The sequence below is a fragment of the Ruegeria sp. CF4 genome, assembly GCF_056537345.1.
In genome coordinates this window covers 51,044-68,026 of the sequence record NZ_JBQFRJ010000008.1, presented here as the reverse complement: position 1 = coordinate 68,026, position 16,983 = coordinate 51,044, and the positions used below count along the sequence as shown (strand labels likewise).

The following is a 16,983-nucleotide window of genomic DNA, read 5'->3' as shown; positions in this document are numbered from 1 at the left end:
CGCTGCTGTCATAATTCGCGACCCAAGACACCTGCTACCCGAGTTCAGCATATCTGAACCAATCGCGATGCCAGATTGTATAAATGCGTGAAAACAATACGCTCTCTAATCGAGCCAAAAGCAAGATGAAATACGCAAACTAGTGAACTCGAGCTTCAAACCGATTTTTCAGACAGACAGTGAATATTCTGGGTATGAAATCGGACAGTTGCGCCGCTTGTCAGATATTGGCGTGCCACATCGATCACTCGGTCAACTTCGGCGTTCATTCCGAAATATAGCGGCAGGCGAACTAATCTTGACGATGCGGAATCGGTCACTGCCAGACTACCCGAAACGCGGCCGTGAAGCCGTCCTGCAGGGGCAGAATGAAGCGGAACGTAATGAAACGGCGTTTCTATTCCGTGTTCGCGCATGTGAGCGATGAAAGCTTTCTGATCCTGAGCGTCTCGTAACAGCAAAAAGAACAGATGCCCATTGCCACGACAGTGTTCGGGAATGAATGGTAATTCAATCCGTCCGGTGCGCTCGAGATCGGCGAACCCGGCGCGATAACGGTCGCAAGTAGCAAGTCGATCTGCGCTCACCCGTTCAACCTGCTCAAGCTGCGCGAACAGCATGGCGGCAACAAGCTCGGAGGGTGTGTATGACGATCCGATATCAACCCAGGTATATTTATCGACAGCGCCTTCGAGGAACCGGGCGCGATTTGTACCTTTGTCGCGAATGATATCAGCCCGCTCGACAAGATCAGGTCGATTGACGGTCAATGCACCGCCCTCTCCCGAGGTGATATTCTTTGTTTCGTGAAAACTGAAAGTTGCCAAGTCAGCAAGGCTGCCACAAGGACGTCCATAATAAGACGACCCCAGCGCTTGCGCCGCATCTTCGACCAGAATTAACCCGTGGCTACGCGCAATCTCGGCCAGCGACACCATATCTGCTGGCACACCCGCGTAATGCACGGCGAAAATTGCTTTGGTGCGTTTGGTGACAGCAGCAGCAACGGCACTGGGATCAAGATTGAGCGTCCGAGGGTCGACATCAACGAATACCGGAACTGCCCCACGCAACACCACTGCATTGGCCGTGGATACAAAAGTGAACGATGGCATAATGACCTCGTCCCCGGGCACGAGATCGCACAGAATTGCAGCCATCTCCAGCGCGCCGGTACAGGAGTGAACCAAGAATGCCTCGAGAGAGCCGGTCAGTTCACGCAGACGCGCTTCGCATGCAACCGTGAATTGATCACCACCTGCAAGATGCCCATTTGCCAGAACCGTTTGAAGATAGTCAAATTCCCTGCCTGCCAAAGCAGGCACATTGAACCTTAGCGTCCTATCTTCTGCCAGTTTCTGATCCGCTTGAATGTTGGCATCTTTTGGCATCCGGACGACTGGTTATCCTACTCCATAGTATACTTAGGCTCATCAGAACCAGCTTCAGAGAAGCATAGAGTTTTTGACGCACACGCCAAAATCAACATAACGTTTGATAACATGTAAAACGAACAGCGTGACCAAAAAACTTCACAAAATCGACACAACGTGTGATTGTTCACATTCAGAGTGCACGATTAAAATACAATCCAACATCTCTGCGCCCACTGTTCACGATACAGAATTGATAAATTAGTCGTTTACAACTGAGCCTAGTGTATCGATTCCATCACTCTCGATCTATCGACGAAGAGATCATGGACGCCAGACAAAGCTCTTTCCGATACCGAAGAAAACCAGCGGGCTGGTTGCGCGATCAAGGCCGTCTTCATCGCGTACGCGATAGTCGATACCCGTATTCAGGCTCCAATCCTGACCAATATCATGACTGTAAACCGCACTGATCGCCGAAAACTCTACCCCAGTCGATGAATCCGTCGCTTCCGAAACAGCATAGAGGGCACGCAGCGAAAACTGCGAAAATGGTGTCAGACCCCAGATATAGCCCACATCGATCACCGTCGCAGCGAAGTATTCATCTTCGTCATCAGACAAGATTTCGCGACTCAAACGGACACGCAGAGTGTTTGGGCCATACTCCCTGTCAAAGGCGAGCGAACCAATTGCATCAATCGTGCCACTGGGGCGCCGCGCCGCGCCTAAAGTCGCAGCAAAGTCCCCGTCTGGCACCGCAAAACTACGACCCAGAAGGAATCGATCGAGACGGCCGGAAATTGTTCGGCTGGTATCAAGAAGCGCAGATGCAGAGCCGTTGGCAACATCATGTACCACTCCAACGCTACCGATTAGGCCGGATTCGCTGGAGTCGCCAGAAATCACCTGTCGTTCGTCAATATCCGTGTATCCGATCGAGGCCTCAAGTCGGGTGAGAGCTGAAAATTCATGACGCAGACCCAAAGACACTGCATCGGTATCGCGCTCGGTCTCTTCATCGTCATCTTCTTCAAACCGTTCGATCGCATAATCAACACTGACCGTTGTGACCGGCGATAACGCGAGGGACAACCCAACATCACCACCAATCTGGTCGTTATCCACAAGCCCAGCATCTGTCGCATCCGTATATCGTAGGCCTGAACCGGCCAAACCGAAGCTGTACCCTACCAGATTCTGCCGCCCGCCATCGAACGAAAAGCCATAGGAATATTCGCTGCGCGTCCCTTCGCCCGTCAGATCCGAGAAATCTGAAGGCAATACAATAAAACCATCCTCATCCTCGAAATCGGACAATGACCGCAGCAATCCGATGTCAAACCGCAAGTAGTCGGCTTCCAATTCCAAGCCAGCATTTGCAGCCTCGCGAGTATATCCAAAACCCAGACGCGCATCGCCTATATCGAAACTGTCTTCCCTGTCTGGCAGATCCTGCAAGCGCAGGCCGGTGACTGCATCCAGCTCAATCGTTTGAGAGCGCGTTTCGCTGGAGAGACCAAAGGACAGTATCGTTGACGCAATGAAGCCGTTTCCCGGATCAGGTACATCAAGCGCAAGGTTGCGGCCATATTCAAAGCGTTCGGCGATGCCAAAACGCAGCTCCAGGCCACCTGGCTCAACCGGAATTTCCTGACCTTGTACTCCGCTCGCGGTCAAGGACGCTGCAATTATGACAACCGCACCTGACCGGTGGATCCTTTCGTCTTTAGTCACTGCCCCAACTTTCGCGTATTATTCAAACAAGCGTCGTTGCGGTACGACGACCACATCACCATCCACCAGACGTGTCGACGCACCCTGTCCGGTACCGTCCAAGATGGCATCGTAGTTGAACCGGAAAACCCGTTCGTTGCCTGCTTTATCGGTACGCCGCAACATGACGCGCTTGGTCGCGGCAAAGCGTGAGAATCCGCCCATTTCAGCAAAAAACTGCAACAGTGTCGTACCGGGTGGCACTTCGTAGCGCCCAGGCGAACCCGCTTCGCCCACCGCGTAAACCAGAATCGGATCGGGATCTTCGGCTTCGCCGATGGTAGCGATCGACACCGTCACAGTGGGCCGCGATGCAAAATTTGGCTCAAGCTGGGTGGCCAGAGAATCTTCGACCTGACCAACGCTTCGTCCGGCAACTGCAAGCTGACCGGCAAGGGGCAAGTTTATCCGACCATCAGGAAGAACAAGCACTTCATCGTTCAGGCTTGAGTCTTCCAATACGTTAATACTGAGGACATCTCCGGGCTGAATACGATAGCTGCTTTGCGCGAGTGCGGGTACGGCAACCAATGCACCGGCGATAAATGAAAAAAGCAGCGTAAATACGGGCCTCATAAGCCAAGTTCTCCCTAATACTATTCCTGCGCACACGTTCCCTCGACGCCATGTGTCTGACGAGCTGGACGGACCTTACCCCTGTGGCAATGCCACATTGCACGTGATTCGAGTCAAACGCTACAATTCGATTAAGAAAATGGTCACTTTCCCCCGCTACTACTTCCAAAAAGGCAACACTTGACCCCAGGGCAAGCCACGATGTTCTGCTTGAGGCATAATTTTGCCTCTTTTCCTGTGTTGAGTGTCAGAAATCGTCACTTGACTGACTCGCTATATCCGAAAAGAGGTTGACGCTTCGATGAGTGCAGGACTGATCTTCTCTGGAATTCTGCTCGGTGCATTGGCCGGATTTATCGGTCTTATTAGCGGCATGCCCATTTGGACCGCTTTTTTGATCTATAGCGGATTTGGGGCCCTTTGCGTTTTGACCGGCGCGATGATCCTTGCGACCAAAGCCCATGGCAATTCGGATCCCGAACGCGCGCTACCCATCGCACAACCGGATCGGTAGATAGCCAGAATTCGGTCAAGGGACTTAATATCGGTCCAATAGACCTGAATATTTTTTTGATAACGCGACCTCTGGAGCCAATTTAAGGGGGAAACAATAGAGGGTTAACGTCAGGATTGGACAAATATTGGACGGCCCTTCACCCAACAGCCTTGAAGAAGTTACGGGGAAATTGTTTAAGGTCCATGGATATGTTCAGAGTAAGTTTGATTTAAGTTTTATAGGTAGGAGATCATAGAAAATGTTCGCCGATCTCGGCGTTTGTTCAGTCGGTGCGCAATGTAGCCACAAATTATTCGTTTGGCACCGATCTAGTACTTCGTATTTTGTTCCCGATTGAAAAGGCCATGTATACATGGACAGGAATCTGAAAATTGCCGTTGTTGGCCTGGGTAAGATGGGCCTTTCCCATTATGCGCTCGTCAACGCCCATCCTGACACAGAAACCATTGCATGTGACGCCAGCGGATTCATGGTGGATGTTCTCAGCAAAAACACCACCGCAAAAATCTACAAGGATTATGACAGATTGCTGTCAGACGAAGCACTGGACGCCGTCGTAATCGCCACGCCCTCTCGCGCCCATGGGCCGATGGTACGGGCAGCACTTGATAAAGGCTTACACGTCTTCTGCGAAAAACCCTTCTGTCTGGACTGGGAAGAAGGGCAACAGCTGTCCGATGTGGCACGCGCAAAGGGCTTGATCAACCAGGTCGGCTATCATTATCGCTATGTCGGTGCCTTTCGGGAACTGCATCGTATTCTGCAAAGTGGCGCCCTTGGAACGGTCACGCATGTGTTGGCCGAAGCCTACGGCCCTGTCGTGTTACGTCCGAAACGTCAAACCTGGCGCACCAAAAAATCTGAGGGTGGCGGATGCCTTTATGACTATGCGGCACATCCAATCAATCTGTTGAACTGGTGTTTCGGTGTCCCCGACACAGTCAGCGGCTCGGCAATGAATTCAGTCTTTTCGACCGATGTAGATGATGAGGTATTTAGTACGCTGCGCTGGACAGATGGACCGACAGCTCAGCTATCAGTAAACTGGTGCGATGAAAGTCATCGCAAGATGTCGACCAAAATCAGCGTCATAGGTACCAACGGGCGCGTGAATGCGGATCGTCAGGAATGCCAGCTTTACCTGCGCCAACCGGTCGATGCATTACCCGAGTACGAGGCTGGTTGGACCGTCCGCTATACCACCGGGTTGACCGATGAGGTCTGGTTCTACCTGCGAGGTGAAGAATATTCGGCGCAACTGGATGCTTTCATCAGCGCTATTCGGGACGGTGCTCCTAAAACCCACGAGAATGACTTTCAGTCTGGCGTCGAAACCGACCGAACTATGGCAATGATCATTCACAACAACGAAACCGGTGCGTCCGTGGGCGAGCCTCCCAAACCACGCGCCGCCGAACCGGCCAAGCGCGGCTGGTTCCGTCGGACGGGAGCGTGATCATGGATAAACTGCTGTTCGGCGACAATCAGTTCTTCGGCATCAACCACATGTCCGAAGAAAAAGCCCGCGCCCAAGCAATGCGGTTTCAGAAAACCGACGCGATCATGGACGTTCTGGATATCGCATATGATGCGGGCGTGCGCACCTTCATGTGCACCACTCACGACAGGATCTCTGAGATTGCAGATCGTGTTCGGGCCAATCCCTCCCGATACTCGGATTTCACGTTTTATCCATGCATGCCATATGCGCACAAATACGCAAATGCTGTCACCGAACATGGTATGATCGGCGCTTTGCGGCAGTTTATGCCCGATGACGGATTGTTTTCGACTGCACTGGCCGGAGGTAAAGCGCTGGCCACAAAAGAAGTCGATGGAATGGCAAAGGTTCTGATCGACATGGAGATGAAGATGTTTGCCGGGCTAAAAACCCCGGTCATCTTCGTTCAAAACGTTTTCACTGATCTACTGCTGGGGATGGGATTTACCCGCGCCTTGCGCATTTTCGACGATCACATCCGTGAAAAACACGGGGCCGAACCCGCCTATATAACGATGAACATGCCGATGTTGCTTCAGGCCCTGGAATCTGAAGGTATCAAGCGCCCGATCATATGTTCGAACATCAACAAGATCGGCTTTCGCATGTCGGGCGGTTATGATGCCTATCTCGAAGCGCTCAAATCAGGCCGGGTCCGGGCCATCGCCATGTCTGTCTATGCGTCTGGAGCCATCCCTGCCGAAGAAGCGATTGAGTGGATCGCGGGCCTTCCGGGGGTTGAAGCACTGGTCTTCGGAGCGTCCAGCGCAGGCAACATCCGCCATACGAAACAGTTGGTGGATCACTACATGGGAGAGGTCGAGTGATGGCTGACGGAACATCGATCGGTATGACCGAAGGGGCCACTGGCCACGATTATCCTCGGGTCGACGTGCTGAATGTCTACGTCCATGACATTTCCATGGACGATCTCGTCAAGAACTTCAACGAAGGCACGATCCTGACCTTGCACGTCGACATGATCATGAAGCTGCAAAAGGATCGCGAGTTTCTTGAGATTTTCGACAAGTTCGACGTAATCACTTGCGACAGCCAGATTCTGTATTTCGCAACCAAATTTCTTGGAACCCCGGTGTCTGAGCGGGTCTCGGGGTCAGACTATTTTCCAAAATTCTATATGCACCACAAGGACAACCCGGACGTGACCGTGTTCCTGTGCGGCGGCAAGCCAGGGATCGCTGACATCGCGGCCGAACGCATAAACGCCAAGACAGGGCGTCAGTTTGTTGTGGGAACAGATGCCCCGCCCTTTGATTATGAAAACGACCCCGCCGAAATCGATCGAATGATCGAACGGATCAACGACTCCGGCGCGAGTGTTCTATTGGTGGGCCTTGGCGGTGGGCGTCAGGAAAAGTTTATCATGAAATACCGCGACCGAATGCCCAACATACGGCTGTTTTTGCCGTTGGGCGGAACCATTGACTATGAGGCGGGCACCTTCCAGCGCCCACCATCATGGATCACCGAATGGGGATTCGAATGGCTCTATCGTCTAGTCAAAGAACCACGGCAGCGTTGGCATCGGTATGTCGTGCACGAACCACCTGTGTTGTGGGCACTGCTCAAACAAAAACTCGGGGTCTATCGTGATCCTTTTGGCGACAAGTAGCGATGCCTTCCGAGCAAATCATATTGTCCGGCGAGGATTGGAGCACGACTGACCCAGACGCCATCCTGAGCGTCAATATCGCTGCCCATAATGAAGAGGGGTATATCGGCGACTGCCTGAACGCTCTGTTGCAACAGGATCAAACCGCTGGGCGTGTTGAGGTCATAGTCGCCGCAAACGCCTGCACTGACCGGACTGTCGAGATTGTCTCGAACTATGGAGCACGTTTCGAGGATCGCAACTGGCGGCTGGTGCTGCTCAAAATCGACGAGCCGGGCAAGCCCAACGCATTCAATCAGGGTGACATGGTCAAGACAGGTTGCTCGACAATCTATCTGGATGCCGATGTGCGCTGCGATCCGGAGTTATTGGGACAGTTGCGCGCGGTTCTGGATCAGCCGCGACCGCTCTACGCGACGGGCACTTTGCAGGTAGCCCCGCCGACAACATGGGTCACGCGTCGATATTCAGATTTCTGGGTTCGTCTGCCATTCGTGCGCGGGGGGGCCGTTGGGGCCGGCGTCTTCTCGGTAAACGCGGAAGGCAGGAAATGTTGGGGGCAATTCCCTGACATAATTTCGGATGATACGTTTGTACGGCTGAGCTTTTCACCCGACCAACGGGTCGAAGTGCCTGCCAAATATCACTGGCCCATGGTCGAAGGCTTTCGCAACCTTATCCGTGTCCGACGCCGACAGGATGCAGGTGTGGAAGAAATCCGCCGCCTATACCCCGAACTCATGCGCAATGACACCAAACAACCACTGACCATAGCGGAACTTCTGCGTTTGATATTCGAAGCGCCTATTAGCTTTATGGTCTATTTGACGTTACAAATCTTTGTTCGCATGGGACCCAGCACTATGGAATGGACCCGTGGACGATGACTGAAGCCAACAAAAAACGTGTTCTGTTGACTGGTGGTGCAGGCTTCATCGGGTCGCACACTTATGTGGCCCTAAACGAGGCTGGCTATGACGTCTGGATTCTGGACAACTTCGCAAATGCGCGCAGGGACGTACCCGACAGGCTGGCGAAGATCACCGAAAACCCCACGCGCGTTTTTGATTGTGATATTCGAAACGCCGCCGAGGTAACGCAGGTATTTGCAGCCGGTAGGTTCGATGCGGTCGTACATTTCGCCGCTCTCAAAAGCGTACCTGAGAGTCAAAGCAACCCGATGGGCTATTTTGAGACGAATTGCATCGGTCTCTACAACATTGCGTCTGCAATGAAGGCGCATAACGTTAAGCACATAGTGTTCTCATCCAGCGCAGCGATTTACGGCAACCCGGAAACGATGCCCATCGCCGAGGAAACTCCAGCCTCACCTCAGAGCGTCTATGCGCAGACAAAATGTGTGGGTGAGGAGTTTCTAACAAGCCTTGCCAATGCATCGCCCGAACTGCGGATTGGCATCCTGCGCTATTTCAACCCAGTAGGTGCACATCCATCGGGCTTGATCGGCGAAGACCCAAGCCAGCCGCCAACCAACCTGGTGCCGGTCATCGCGCAGGTCGCGCTAGGACAGATGATCGAGCTCAAGATCTTTGGCGGCGATTACCCGACCCCTGACGGCACAGGAATCCGCGATTACATACACGTCCTCGATCTGGCGCGGGGTCATGTTCTGTCGCTTGACGCATTGTTCGGTGAAACTGGCAATCACTGTGTCAATCTGGGGACAGGTATGGGTTACAGTGTGTTGGATGTCGTCAAGACCTATGAACAGGTGTCTGGCCGCCCTATTGCTTATCAAATCACGGAACGTCGCGATGGTGATCCTGCGATCTCCTGCGCCGCAATCGAACGAGCCAAGGCAATCCTTGGCTTCAAAGCACAACTTGATCTCGAAGATATGTGCACCGGCAATTGGCGCTTTTTGACGGAGGCGGATTAGATGACAAGTCAGGCGGCTCTCTCGAACAGCGAAGGAACCTAGTCTGTCGATCCGGTTCGGGTTGTCGATCTGGATGGAACCCTGATCGCATCAGATATGCTGCACGAAACTTTCTGGTCTGCACTCTCGCAGGACTCGAGCACATTGTTCGCAGGCCCCTTGCATTGATCAAAGGTCAGGCTGCATTGAAAGCGGCTCTGCAAGACAAAGGTCAGGTTCAGGTCGATGCTTTGCCCTACGATCGAGAAGTCATGGACTATATCAAATCCTGGCGCGACGCGGGAAAGAAGGTGGCATTGGTGACCGCCTCGGACTAGCGCATCGCAGACCAGATTGCGACCCCTATCGGCCTGTTAGATTAGGTTTACGGCTCGGAAGGGGAAGTAAGTCTGAAGGGCTGCAACAAGGCCAGCTTTCTTCAACAAAAAATATGGGGCGAACGGCTTTGCCTATATTGGCGACAGCAGCGCCGATCTGGCGGCCACAGTAAACGCCTCGGATGCGGCAGGTGGCAAAGTGGCTCGTCTAGGCTGCACCATTGAACATCTGATAACCGGTACCGTTTCACGCAGGGCCCATCTCAAAGCGCTACGCTCGCATCAATGGCTCAAGAGTATCCTAGTGTTTCTGCCGATGATCGCCGCGCATAATTTTGCGCCCGAGATAATCGGCGACAGCCTGCTCGCCTTTATGTCCTTTTGTCTGATCGCTTCGAGCGTCTATGTCGTAAATGATCTACTGGACCTCAAGGCCGATCGCGCGCATCCCCGAAAGCGCAATCGCCCCTTTGCGTCGGGTGCAATCCCGGTTTCGCATGGGCTTTGGATGGCTTGTTGTTTGGTGGTTTTTTTCTGGCCGCCTTGACCAATCTGGCGTTCTTCGGGGTGATGCTGATCTATTTCGGGATCACCACCGCATATTCCATCACGCTGAAACGCAAACTTATTGTTGGTGTTTGTATGCTTGCCGGTCTCTATACCGTACGGATCGTCGCAGGCGGGGTTGCTATTGGAACCGTATTGTCGATGTTGCTGCTCGCATTTTGATCTTTCTCTTTTTCTCTCTGGCGGCTGTCAAACGACAGGCAGATCCGCTTTCTGTTGATTGCCGCGCTGGCGTTAGGAGGCACCGTATTGTGAGTTTGCGAACGCTCATTCTACGTTATTCCTTCTTTGCTGTCCTCGCGACGCTCGCCAACCTTGGAGCACAACGGGTCGTTTTCGCCACTATCGGCGATAACGCGTTGATCCCCGCGATTCTGGTTGGAACCGCAGTAGGGCTGGTGCTGAAGTACGTTCTGGACAAGCGTTGGATCTTCTACGACCTGGGTGCAGGCGTGTCCGACCACAGCAAGAAGTTTTCGGCCTATACCGCGATGGGGATTGTCACCACCGCAATCTTCTGGGGTATGGAAACGGCATTCTGGTTGATCTGGCAAACCGACCTCATGCGAGAGCTTGGGGCCGTTCTGGGTTTGGCGATTGGGTACGTTGTGAAATTCAATCTGGATCGTCGGTTTGTCTTCACCGATTCTTCGCTTTCGATCGGAGCTTCCAGATGAAGCTTTCTGGATGGGGAAACTACCCGGTGGTCGACTGCGATATCAGTAAACCCCGCAACGAAGACGAGGTGCGACAGGCCGTGATGGCATCAAACGCCATCGCCAGAGGAAACGGACGCGCATATGGCGACAGCGCGCTAAGCCGCACCAATACGATCGAAATGCGCAAGCTCAATCACATGCTGTCATTCGATCCCAAGAGCGGCCAGTTGATTGCCGAAGCTGGTGTCTTGCTGTCCGATATCATCGCAGCTTTCTTGCCCCGCGGTTGGTTTCCGGCGGTGACACCGGGCACCCGTTTCGTAAGTTTGGGCGGGATGGTGGCTGCCGATGTGCACGGTAAGAACCACCATATCTATGGATCATTCGGGAACTGTATTGACTGGCTCGACGTGATGATCGCCGATGGTACGGTGACGCGATGTTCCCGCAACGAGAATTCCGAGCTGTTCGAGTGGACGATTGGCGGGATGGGCCTGACAGGCGTGATCCTACGCGTCGCATTGCGGCTGCGACCCGTGGAGACCGGCTGGATCCGGCAAACAACCCACGTCGCGCAGAACCTCGATGCGGCGATTGATCTTTTCGAGGGATCTCTCGATGCCACCTATTCGGTCGCATGGATCGATTGCCTAAGCACTGGCGACGCTTTGGGGCGGTCTCTGGTTATGCTGGGGAAACGTGCAACGTGGGATGAATTACCCGGCAAGCACAGCACGAACCCCTTCCCTTCCGTTGCCGCCCAAAAACTGAGGGTTCCATTCAACTTCCCGGGCTTTTGTTTGAACAAGTATTCTGTCCGGGCGTTTAACGCGCTTTATTACTGGAACGGTCAACGTGGCAGCGCGACCAGCTATGTGAACTGGAACAGCTACTTTTACCCGCTGGACTCGATCATGGATTGGAACCGGATATATGGGCGCAAAGGCTTTGCCTCGGTACAATCAGAAAGGCTGAAACTATGAGCAATGGTCCGGTCCTAATCCTTGGCGCGCGCTCCGATATCGCCCTTGCGACTGCCCACAGCTACGCGGCGCTTGGACATCCCATTCAACTGGCCGCCCGTAATTCGGAATCCCTGATCACCGCCAAAGAAGACCTTGAGATCAGGTATCAAGTTCAAGTCACTCTGCACGATTTCGATGTGCTTAACCTCGGCCATCGTCCGCGCGACCGCAAAACGCAAGAACGTGATTTATTTGAAACCCATTTGGGCGCTGGTCATGACCGTGATACGTTGCATTCCCGAACTATTGTCAAGAAGATGTGCATCTAAATCCGGCACCTCACTAGCCGCCCAACAGCCCTAGCAGCGTATCAGCTCGCGAAAGACAGAACTCCAATGCCAAATCTATTCGCACATTTTGTTCTGTACTCGTTCCCAGTTGTGGCTTTGATCTTGTTCCTGAATTTGGAACGAAACAAAGCCATCATCCTGACCATCATTGCCGGTTACCTATTCCTGCCGAACGAGGTTGAGTTGGACCTGCCGCTTTTGCCCGTGATCGACAAATCGCTTCTGCCTGCGCTGACCGCTCTTGTTTTGTCTGTCGTTCTGAAAGACAGGCCAACCAATTCTTCTGGTGCAACAATCACTGCCGATGACAAATATGTTGCGCATTCGACATCTAAGTTTGGCACGAACACCGTCCTAGCCCTGATAATCGTTATGTGTTTAGCTGCGTTCGGCACCGTTCTGACCAATCAAGCGCCTGTGCAAATCGGGCCAATATTCTTACCTGCACTACGCATCTATGATGCGTTTTCGATCATCCTAAGCTCACTGACGATGGTTATACCTTATGTATTGGGTTGGAGATATCTTAGATCAGCAACAGATCATCGGTTGCTGCTTGGTCTGCTGGCGTTTGCCGGGCTGCTCTACTCACTGCCATCACTTTTTGAAGTTCGTATGAGCCCGCAATTGAATGTATGGATCTACGGCTTCTTCCCACATGCCTTTGACCAACACATTAGAGCCGGAGGGTTTCGCCCACTTGTCTTTCTTACCCATGGACTGGTTTTGGGCATATATTTCTCTGTGGCCACCATTGCCTGTGCGGCAATGTTAAGGCGTTCAAAACTTGCTGCGTCCAACTCGCTCATCTGGTCTCTGGCATTGGTCTGGATGTTGATGGCGTTGTTTTTTGTGAAATCCTTGGGTGCGCTGATGATTACACTGGTGTTGCTACCGTTTGTTCTGTTGGCAAGCAGCCGCACCATGATGCGAGTGGCAACCACTATCGGAGTCATTGTGTTGATTTTCCCAATGCTGCGCAGTCTGGGTTGGATACCCATCGAGCATATATCAGAGCTCGCAAACACTATTGATCCCGAACGTGCAGCCTCTTTTGATTTTCGCATCGCAAACGAAAATCTCCTCTTAGATCGCGCACAAGAAAAACCGCTTCTCGGATGGGGCGGCTATGACCGAAACGCGTTATTTGATCCCGAGACTGGTCGAAACATCGTCATAATTGACGGTATATGGGTGGCGTTTTTCGGGCATTTTGGCTGGCTTGGTTACATAACTCGCTTCGGATTGTTAACATTCCCCTTGTTCTTCTGGATGTCAAAAGGACTTCCAAGGCCGATACCTTATGCCACTGCGGGTCTGAGCCTCGCGTTGGCTGCAAACCTCGTTGATCTTATTCCGAACTCAGGCCTTACGCCTATTACGTGGCTGATAGCCGGTTCTTTGACCGGATACGTTACCAGCAGGCAATTTCAGACTGAGCAGGTTGCTGACACAGCAGATATCGCCTCACAGCACGCCGCGTCGCAATATCCGCTCAACATCCGTAAGAAACGCGTCTGAGATAAGAATGAACCAAGAACTTTGACATGCGATACCGCGCAACCGAATCTTTGTGCCCATCAGCTTTATGGCGATTTCAGGCCCACCAAGAGGAATAAAGCACGGGTTTCCAGCATGCTTGGATCAACCATAACACGAGGCAAGCCATCTATCTGGAAACAATGCGGCAGTTCGGACAAAACTTACTACCTATGAAGACAAGAATTCACCTTTTTTGTGGCAATGCACATTTGTAGAGTTCGTTAAGATAGTGTAAACATGAATCGTGAGCAATCATGCTGGCTTGATCCGGATACGAATGCTCATATATGTGTAAGTGTTGCTGGGTCACGTTGTTTTGAATGGCTTGGTGTGTGTCAGGTAGGTGAGGCCATATTTCGGCTTTGGTTTGAAAGTTAAAAAAATGACTATTCAGGATACGAGTATTCCCGGTAAGCGTGGTCACCGGAAAGTTGTTCAACAGACGGGTCGGAATTCGACCAACCCCACGCGAATTTACAAAAACCTGTTCAAGCGCGTCCTTGATGTGGCAATCGTGCTGCTCGCAATGCCGATTGTGCTGCCCATCGTTCTGGTGCTTGCAGCAATCGTCGCGACGGATGGCGCCAACCCGTTCTATGGGCAACGCCGTGTTGGCAAGAATGGGCGTATCTTCACCATGTGGAAGCTGCGCAGCATGGTCCCGAACGCACATGCTCTTCTGGAAGATTACCTGGCCAAGAACACCTTGGCGCGGCTGGAATGGGAACAGACTCAGAAGCTCAAGGATGATCCTCGGATCACGTCGTTTGGTCATATTCTGCGCAAAACATCCCTCGATGAGCTGCCGCAATTGTGGAACATACTCATCGGTGAGATGAGCTTAGTGGGTCCGCGCCCGATGATGCCGGAGCAGCGTGCTCTGTATCCGGGCAAAGCCTATTTCTCGCTACGCCCGGGTTTGACCGGCTCGTGGCAGGTATCCGAACGCAATGCGAGCACCTTCGCCAGCCGTGCCGACTTCGATACGTCGTATGCCGAAGACCTGACCCTAAAAACCGACATTGGTATTCTCTACGCAACCGTTGGTGTTGTCGTACGGGCAACGGGCTACTGACACGCCCCCCAAGAACCAGTGATCAAGTATTCCGTCGGGCTACCTGGTGACGGAATACTTTTTCGGATTTGATCACAGAAATCGGTGGGTCATGATCAAGAACCCGAACAATTACAAGCAAAGTGCTCATATCATTGAGCGTTATCAAGATCACACCTTCGCGTTTCGGGGTGTAGTCTTTGGCGAATGCCACGTTTTAGCCAACGATTAGAGCCCCTCTGGCGACTTTCTCGCTTTGCGTCACCAGGGGCGTTTCAATTTAATTGCAGCACATTTATTACCGCGCCCATGTCAAAAAAATAGTTTTGTCAGGATCAGCGAGCAAACCTATATCCGAAAAGTAATACAGGCTCGATACTTCTAAATTAGGGTATGTGATGTTTAAGAGTTTCAAACGGTTTATGTCCCCCGGCCTTCTGTTGACGCTTGCCGCCTGCGGCAGCCTTGGCAAATGCGGCAGCCCCAAACCCATCGAGAAATCAGAATTCAACGAACTCTACCAAACCCCCGTTCATGTTTCGCCCGGGCCTCAGGCGGTATTCCACATCGGTCACAGCCTCGTTGCTCGCAACATGCCGTTCATGCTCGAACAGCTTGCTGATGAAGGTCACAGCTATAACAGTCAGTTGGGCTGGGGCACAGCGCTCAAGGCGCATTGGGAACCTGATGAGGTGATCAACGGGTTCGATGTCGAAAACGACCATCCTCGGTACCGCGATGCGCATGAGGCCGTCGCGACAGGTGATTATGACGCGCTGGTTTTGACCGAGATGGTCGAAATTCGCGATGCAATCAAATACATGGACAGCGGCGATTATCTGCATCGCTGGGCACAGGCCGGTTGGAAAGCCAATCCCGATACGCGCGTTTATCTTTACGAGACCTGGCATCCGTTGGACGATCAGGAAGGTTGGCTCGAACGATTGGATCTGGACCTTGACCGCTATTGGGAGACGGAAATCCTACAGCGCGCAATGGCCTATGACGACATGCCCAACCCGATCTATGTGATCCCGGCCGGTCAGGTCTTTGCCCGTTTCGTACGTGAGGTCGAAGATCGGGGCGGCGTCGGCCCGATCCAGCGCCGCGAGGACCTTTTTGCCAAAAACGATGACGGTACGCAGGATAGCATCCACTACAACGATCTTGGGGCTTATCTGGTGGCCTTGACCCACTACGCGGTGCTCTACCAGAAATCACCTGTGGGACTGCCGCATCAATTGAAACGGGCTGACGGAAGCGACGCGGATGACCCCGGGCCTGAAGTCGCGCTCCTGATGCAGGAAATCGTCTGGGATGTTGTCACCAACTATGCCCCAACCGGCGTTCCACAAGGATAAGGCCGGGCAGGCTCAACCCGCGATCAGATTGGCAAGATACTGACCGTAACCATTTTTCGCGAGCGCTTCGGCCCGTTCGGCCAAATGTTCGCGCGTAATCCAGCCTTTTTGATAGCTAATCTCCTCGGGGCATCCGGTCTGCAACCCCTGCCGTTCCTGCAGCGTGCGAACGAAATTTCCTGCGTCCAGCAGGCTGCCATGTGTTCCAGTATCAAGCCAGGCATATCCACGACCCATGCGGATGAGTTCGAGTTGATCCTCAAGCAGGTATTGTTCCAGAAGGCTGGTGATCTCCAATTCACCCCGACCAGACGGCACCACCTTCCGTGCACGTTCGGGCGCTGATCCATCCAGGAAGTAAAGCCCCGTCACGGCATAATTCGATGGCGGAGACTCAGGCTTTTCGATGATCGCACGCACGCGGTCCTGATCATCGAAATCGACCACACCATAACGCTGCGGATCATTCACGTGATACCCGAACACCGTTGCGCCGGACGCAGACTGATCGGCCTTCAGCAACAACTCGGGCAAACCGTGACCAAAGAAGATGTTATCACCCAGCACCATTGCACTTGGGGCACCGCTTAGGAACGTATCTGCCAAAATATAGGCTTGTGCCAACCCGTCCGGGCTGGGTTGCACAACATAGCTGAGCGATATGCCCCATTGGCTGCCGTCACCCAGCGCGCGCTGAAACTGCTCTTGATCCTGAGGCGTCGTGATGATGCAGATCTCACGGATATCCGCCAACATCAAAACGCTGAGCGGATAATAGACCATCGGTTTATCATATATTGGCAAAAGCTGCTTCGACACACCTTCGGTGATTGGATAAAGGCGCGTGCCCGATCCTCCGGCCAAGATGATCCCTTTGCGTTCCGTCACTGGT

19 protein-coding genes are annotated in these 16,983 nt (G+C 52.9%); 14 read left to right on the top strand and 5 right to left on the bottom strand.

What is annotated here, in order from left to right:
• Positions 1–155 precede the first annotated feature (155 nt).
• From rffA to ACR0NF_RS16005, 3 genes are all read right to left on the bottom strand, one after another.
• Positions 156–1,391: a dTDP-4-amino-4,6-dideoxygalactose transaminase gene (gene rffA, locus ACR0NF_RS16015; RefSeq protein WP_480778567.1), complete on the bottom strand. Its 1,236-nt coding sequence runs from the start codon at positions 1,389–1,391 to the stop codon at positions 156–158.
• Between the two features lie 306 nt (positions 1,392–1,697).
• A complete protein-coding gene (locus ACR0NF_RS16010) occupies positions 1,698–3,053 on the bottom strand; it encodes a hypothetical protein (RefSeq protein ID WP_480472378.1) in 1,356 nt (451 codons plus the stop codon).
• A gap of 75 nt (positions 3,054–3,128) precedes the next feature.
• The gene (locus ACR0NF_RS16005) at positions 3,129–3,725 is read right to left on the bottom strand and encodes a polysaccharide biosynthesis/export family protein (protein ID WP_480472376.1); all 597 of its coding nucleotides are present in this window, start codon (positions 3,723–3,725) and stop codon (positions 3,129–3,131) included.
• A 301-nt stretch (positions 3,726–4,026) separates the two neighbouring features.
• Between ACR0NF_RS16005 and ACR0NF_RS16000 the strand changes: the two genes are divergently transcribed.
• From ACR0NF_RS16000 to ACR0NF_RS15950, 11 genes are all read left to right on the top strand, one after another.
• The gene (locus ACR0NF_RS16000; protein ID WP_480472374.1) at positions 4,027–4,239 is read left to right on the top strand and encodes a hypothetical protein; all 213 of its coding nucleotides are present in this window, start codon (positions 4,027–4,029) and stop codon (positions 4,237–4,239) included.
• A 355-nt stretch (positions 4,240–4,594) separates the two neighbouring features.
• Positions 4,595–5,698 carry a Gfo/Idh/MocA family protein gene (locus ACR0NF_RS15995; protein WP_480472372.1) on the top strand — a complete coding sequence of 368 codons (1,104 nt, stop codon included), beginning with the start codon at positions 4,595–4,597 and terminating at the stop codon, positions 5,696–5,698.
• A 2-nt stretch (positions 5,699–5,700) separates the two neighbouring features.
• On the top strand, positions 5,701–6,570 hold the full coding sequence (locus ACR0NF_RS15990; RefSeq protein WP_480472370.1) for a hypothetical protein: 870 nt from the start codon (positions 5,701–5,703) through the stop codon (positions 6,568–6,570).
• Positions 6,570–7,376, top strand: a complete 807-nt coding sequence (locus ACR0NF_RS15985) for a WecB/TagA/CpsF family glycosyltransferase (RefSeq protein ID WP_480472368.1) — start codon at positions 6,570–6,572, stop codon at positions 7,374–7,376. Before ACR0NF_RS15990 ends, ACR0NF_RS15985 begins: the two co-directional genes overlap by 1 nt.
• 2 nt (positions 7,377–7,378) lie before the next feature.
• Positions 7,379–8,263, top strand: a complete 885-nt coding sequence (locus ACR0NF_RS15980; protein WP_480667456.1) for a glycosyltransferase family 2 protein — start codon at positions 7,379–7,381, stop codon at positions 8,261–8,263.
• Complete coding sequence (gene galE / locus ACR0NF_RS15975; protein WP_480472364.1) at positions 8,260–9,276, top strand: UDP-glucose 4-epimerase GalE; 1,017 nt, start codon at positions 8,260–8,262, stop codon at positions 9,274–9,276. The genes ACR0NF_RS15980 and galE overlap by 4 nt, the downstream gene beginning before the upstream one ends.
• Positions 9,277–9,440: 164 nt before the next feature.
• Positions 9,441–9,593: a hypothetical protein gene (locus ACR0NF_RS15970; RefSeq protein WP_480472362.1), complete on the top strand. Its 153-nt coding sequence runs from the start codon at positions 9,441–9,443 to the stop codon at positions 9,591–9,593.
• A 316-nt stretch (positions 9,594–9,909) separates the two neighbouring features.
• Positions 9,910–10,140, top strand: a complete 231-nt coding sequence (locus ACR0NF_RS15965; protein ID WP_480778602.1) for a UbiA family prenyltransferase — start codon at positions 9,910–9,912, stop codon at positions 10,138–10,140.
• Positions 10,110–10,322, top strand: coding sequence for a hypothetical protein (locus tag ACR0NF_RS15960; protein WP_480472358.1), 213 nt, complete (start codon positions 10,110–10,112; stop codon positions 10,320–10,322). The genes ACR0NF_RS15965 and ACR0NF_RS15960 overlap by 31 nt, the downstream gene beginning before the upstream one ends.
• An 89-nt stretch (positions 10,323–10,411) precedes the next feature.
• Positions 10,412–10,837, top strand: coding sequence for a GtrA family protein (locus tag ACR0NF_RS15955; protein ID WP_480472356.1), 426 nt, complete (start codon positions 10,412–10,414; stop codon positions 10,835–10,837).
• Positions 10,834–11,802 (top strand): FAD-binding oxidoreductase, encoded by a 969-nt coding sequence (locus ACR0NF_RS15950; RefSeq protein WP_480472354.1) that lies wholly within the window; start codon positions 10,834–10,836, stop codon positions 11,800–11,802. Before ACR0NF_RS15955 ends, ACR0NF_RS15950 begins: the two co-directional genes overlap by 4 nt.
• Positions 11,803–11,816: 14 nt before the next feature.
• Here the strand turns inward: ACR0NF_RS15950 and ACR0NF_RS15945 are convergent, their stop codons facing one another.
• Complete coding sequence (locus tag ACR0NF_RS15945) at positions 11,817–12,023, bottom strand: hypothetical protein (RefSeq protein ID WP_480778566.1); 207 nt, start codon at positions 12,021–12,023, stop codon at positions 11,817–11,819.
• Between the two features lie 156 nt (positions 12,024–12,179).
• Between ACR0NF_RS15945 and ACR0NF_RS15940 the strand changes: the two genes are divergently transcribed.
• The 3 genes from ACR0NF_RS15940 to ACR0NF_RS15930 all read left to right on the top strand — a co-directional run bounded on the left by ACR0NF_RS15940 (position 12,180) and on the right by ACR0NF_RS15930 (position 16,091).
• Positions 12,180–13,655, top strand: a complete 1,476-nt coding sequence (locus tag ACR0NF_RS15940) for a hypothetical protein (RefSeq protein ID WP_480472350.1) — start codon at positions 12,180–12,182, stop codon at positions 13,653–13,655.
• A 403-nt stretch (positions 13,656–14,058) separates the two neighbouring features.
• Positions 14,059–14,751 carry a sugar transferase gene (locus ACR0NF_RS15935; protein ID WP_480472348.1) on the top strand — a complete coding sequence of 231 codons (693 nt, stop codon included), beginning with the start codon at positions 14,059–14,061 and terminating at the stop codon, positions 14,749–14,751.
• Between the two features lie 377 nt (positions 14,752–15,128).
• A complete protein-coding gene (locus ACR0NF_RS15930; RefSeq protein WP_480667461.1) occupies positions 15,129–16,091 on the top strand; it encodes a hypothetical protein in 963 nt (320 codons plus the stop codon).
• Between the two features lie 12 nt (positions 16,092–16,103).
• On the opposite strand, the gene rfbA is transcribed toward ACR0NF_RS15930, so the two are convergent.
• Positions 16,104–16,979: a glucose-1-phosphate thymidylyltransferase RfbA gene (gene rfbA, locus ACR0NF_RS15925; RefSeq protein WP_480472344.1), complete on the bottom strand. Its 876-nt coding sequence runs from the start codon at positions 16,977–16,979 to the stop codon at positions 16,104–16,106.
• Positions 16,980–16,983 lie beyond the last annotated feature (4 nt).

Coding starts and splice junctions, on each gene's coding strand:
- ACR0NF_RS15995 (WP_480472372.1), top strand. CDS start 4,595: ATGGACAGGAATCTGAAAATTGCCGTTGTTGGCCTGGGTAAGATGGGC.
- rffA (WP_480778567.1), bottom strand. CDS start 1,391: ATGCCAAAAGATGCCAACATTCAAGCGGATCAGAAACTGGCAGAAGAT.
- ACR0NF_RS15940 (WP_480472350.1), top strand. CDS start 12,180: ATGCCAAATCTATTCGCACATTTTGTTCTGTACTCGTTCCCAGTTGTG.
- galE (WP_480472364.1), top strand. CDS start 8,260: ATGACTGAAGCCAACAAAAAACGTGTTCTGTTGACTGGTGGTGCAGGC.
- ACR0NF_RS15980 (WP_480667456.1), top strand. CDS start 7,379: ATGCCTTCCGAGCAAATCATATTGTCCGGCGAGGATTGGAGCACGACT.
- ACR0NF_RS15935 (WP_480472348.1), top strand. CDS start 14,059: ATGACTATTCAGGATACGAGTATTCCCGGTAAGCGTGGTCACCGGAAA.
- ACR0NF_RS16000 (WP_480472374.1), top strand. CDS start 4,027: ATGAGTGCAGGACTGATCTTCTCTGGAATTCTGCTCGGTGCATTGGCC.
- ACR0NF_RS15985 (WP_480472368.1), top strand. CDS start 6,570: ATGGCTGACGGAACATCGATCGGTATGACCGAAGGGGCCACTGGCCAC.
- ACR0NF_RS15990 (WP_480472370.1), top strand. CDS start 5,701: ATGGATAAACTGCTGTTCGGCGACAATCAGTTCTTCGGCATCAACCAC.
- ACR0NF_RS16005 (WP_480472376.1), bottom strand. CDS start 3,725: ATGAGGCCCGTATTTACGCTGCTTTTTTCATTTATCGCCGGTGCATTG.
- ACR0NF_RS15965 (WP_480778602.1), top strand. CDS start 9,910: ATGATCGCCGCGCATAATTTTGCGCCCGAGATAATCGGCGACAGCCTG.
- ACR0NF_RS15930 (WP_480667461.1), top strand. CDS start 15,129: ATGTTTAAGAGTTTCAAACGGTTTATGTCCCCCGGCCTTCTGTTGACG.
- ACR0NF_RS15950 (WP_480472354.1), top strand. CDS start 10,834: ATGAAGCTTTCTGGATGGGGAAACTACCCGGTGGTCGACTGCGATATC.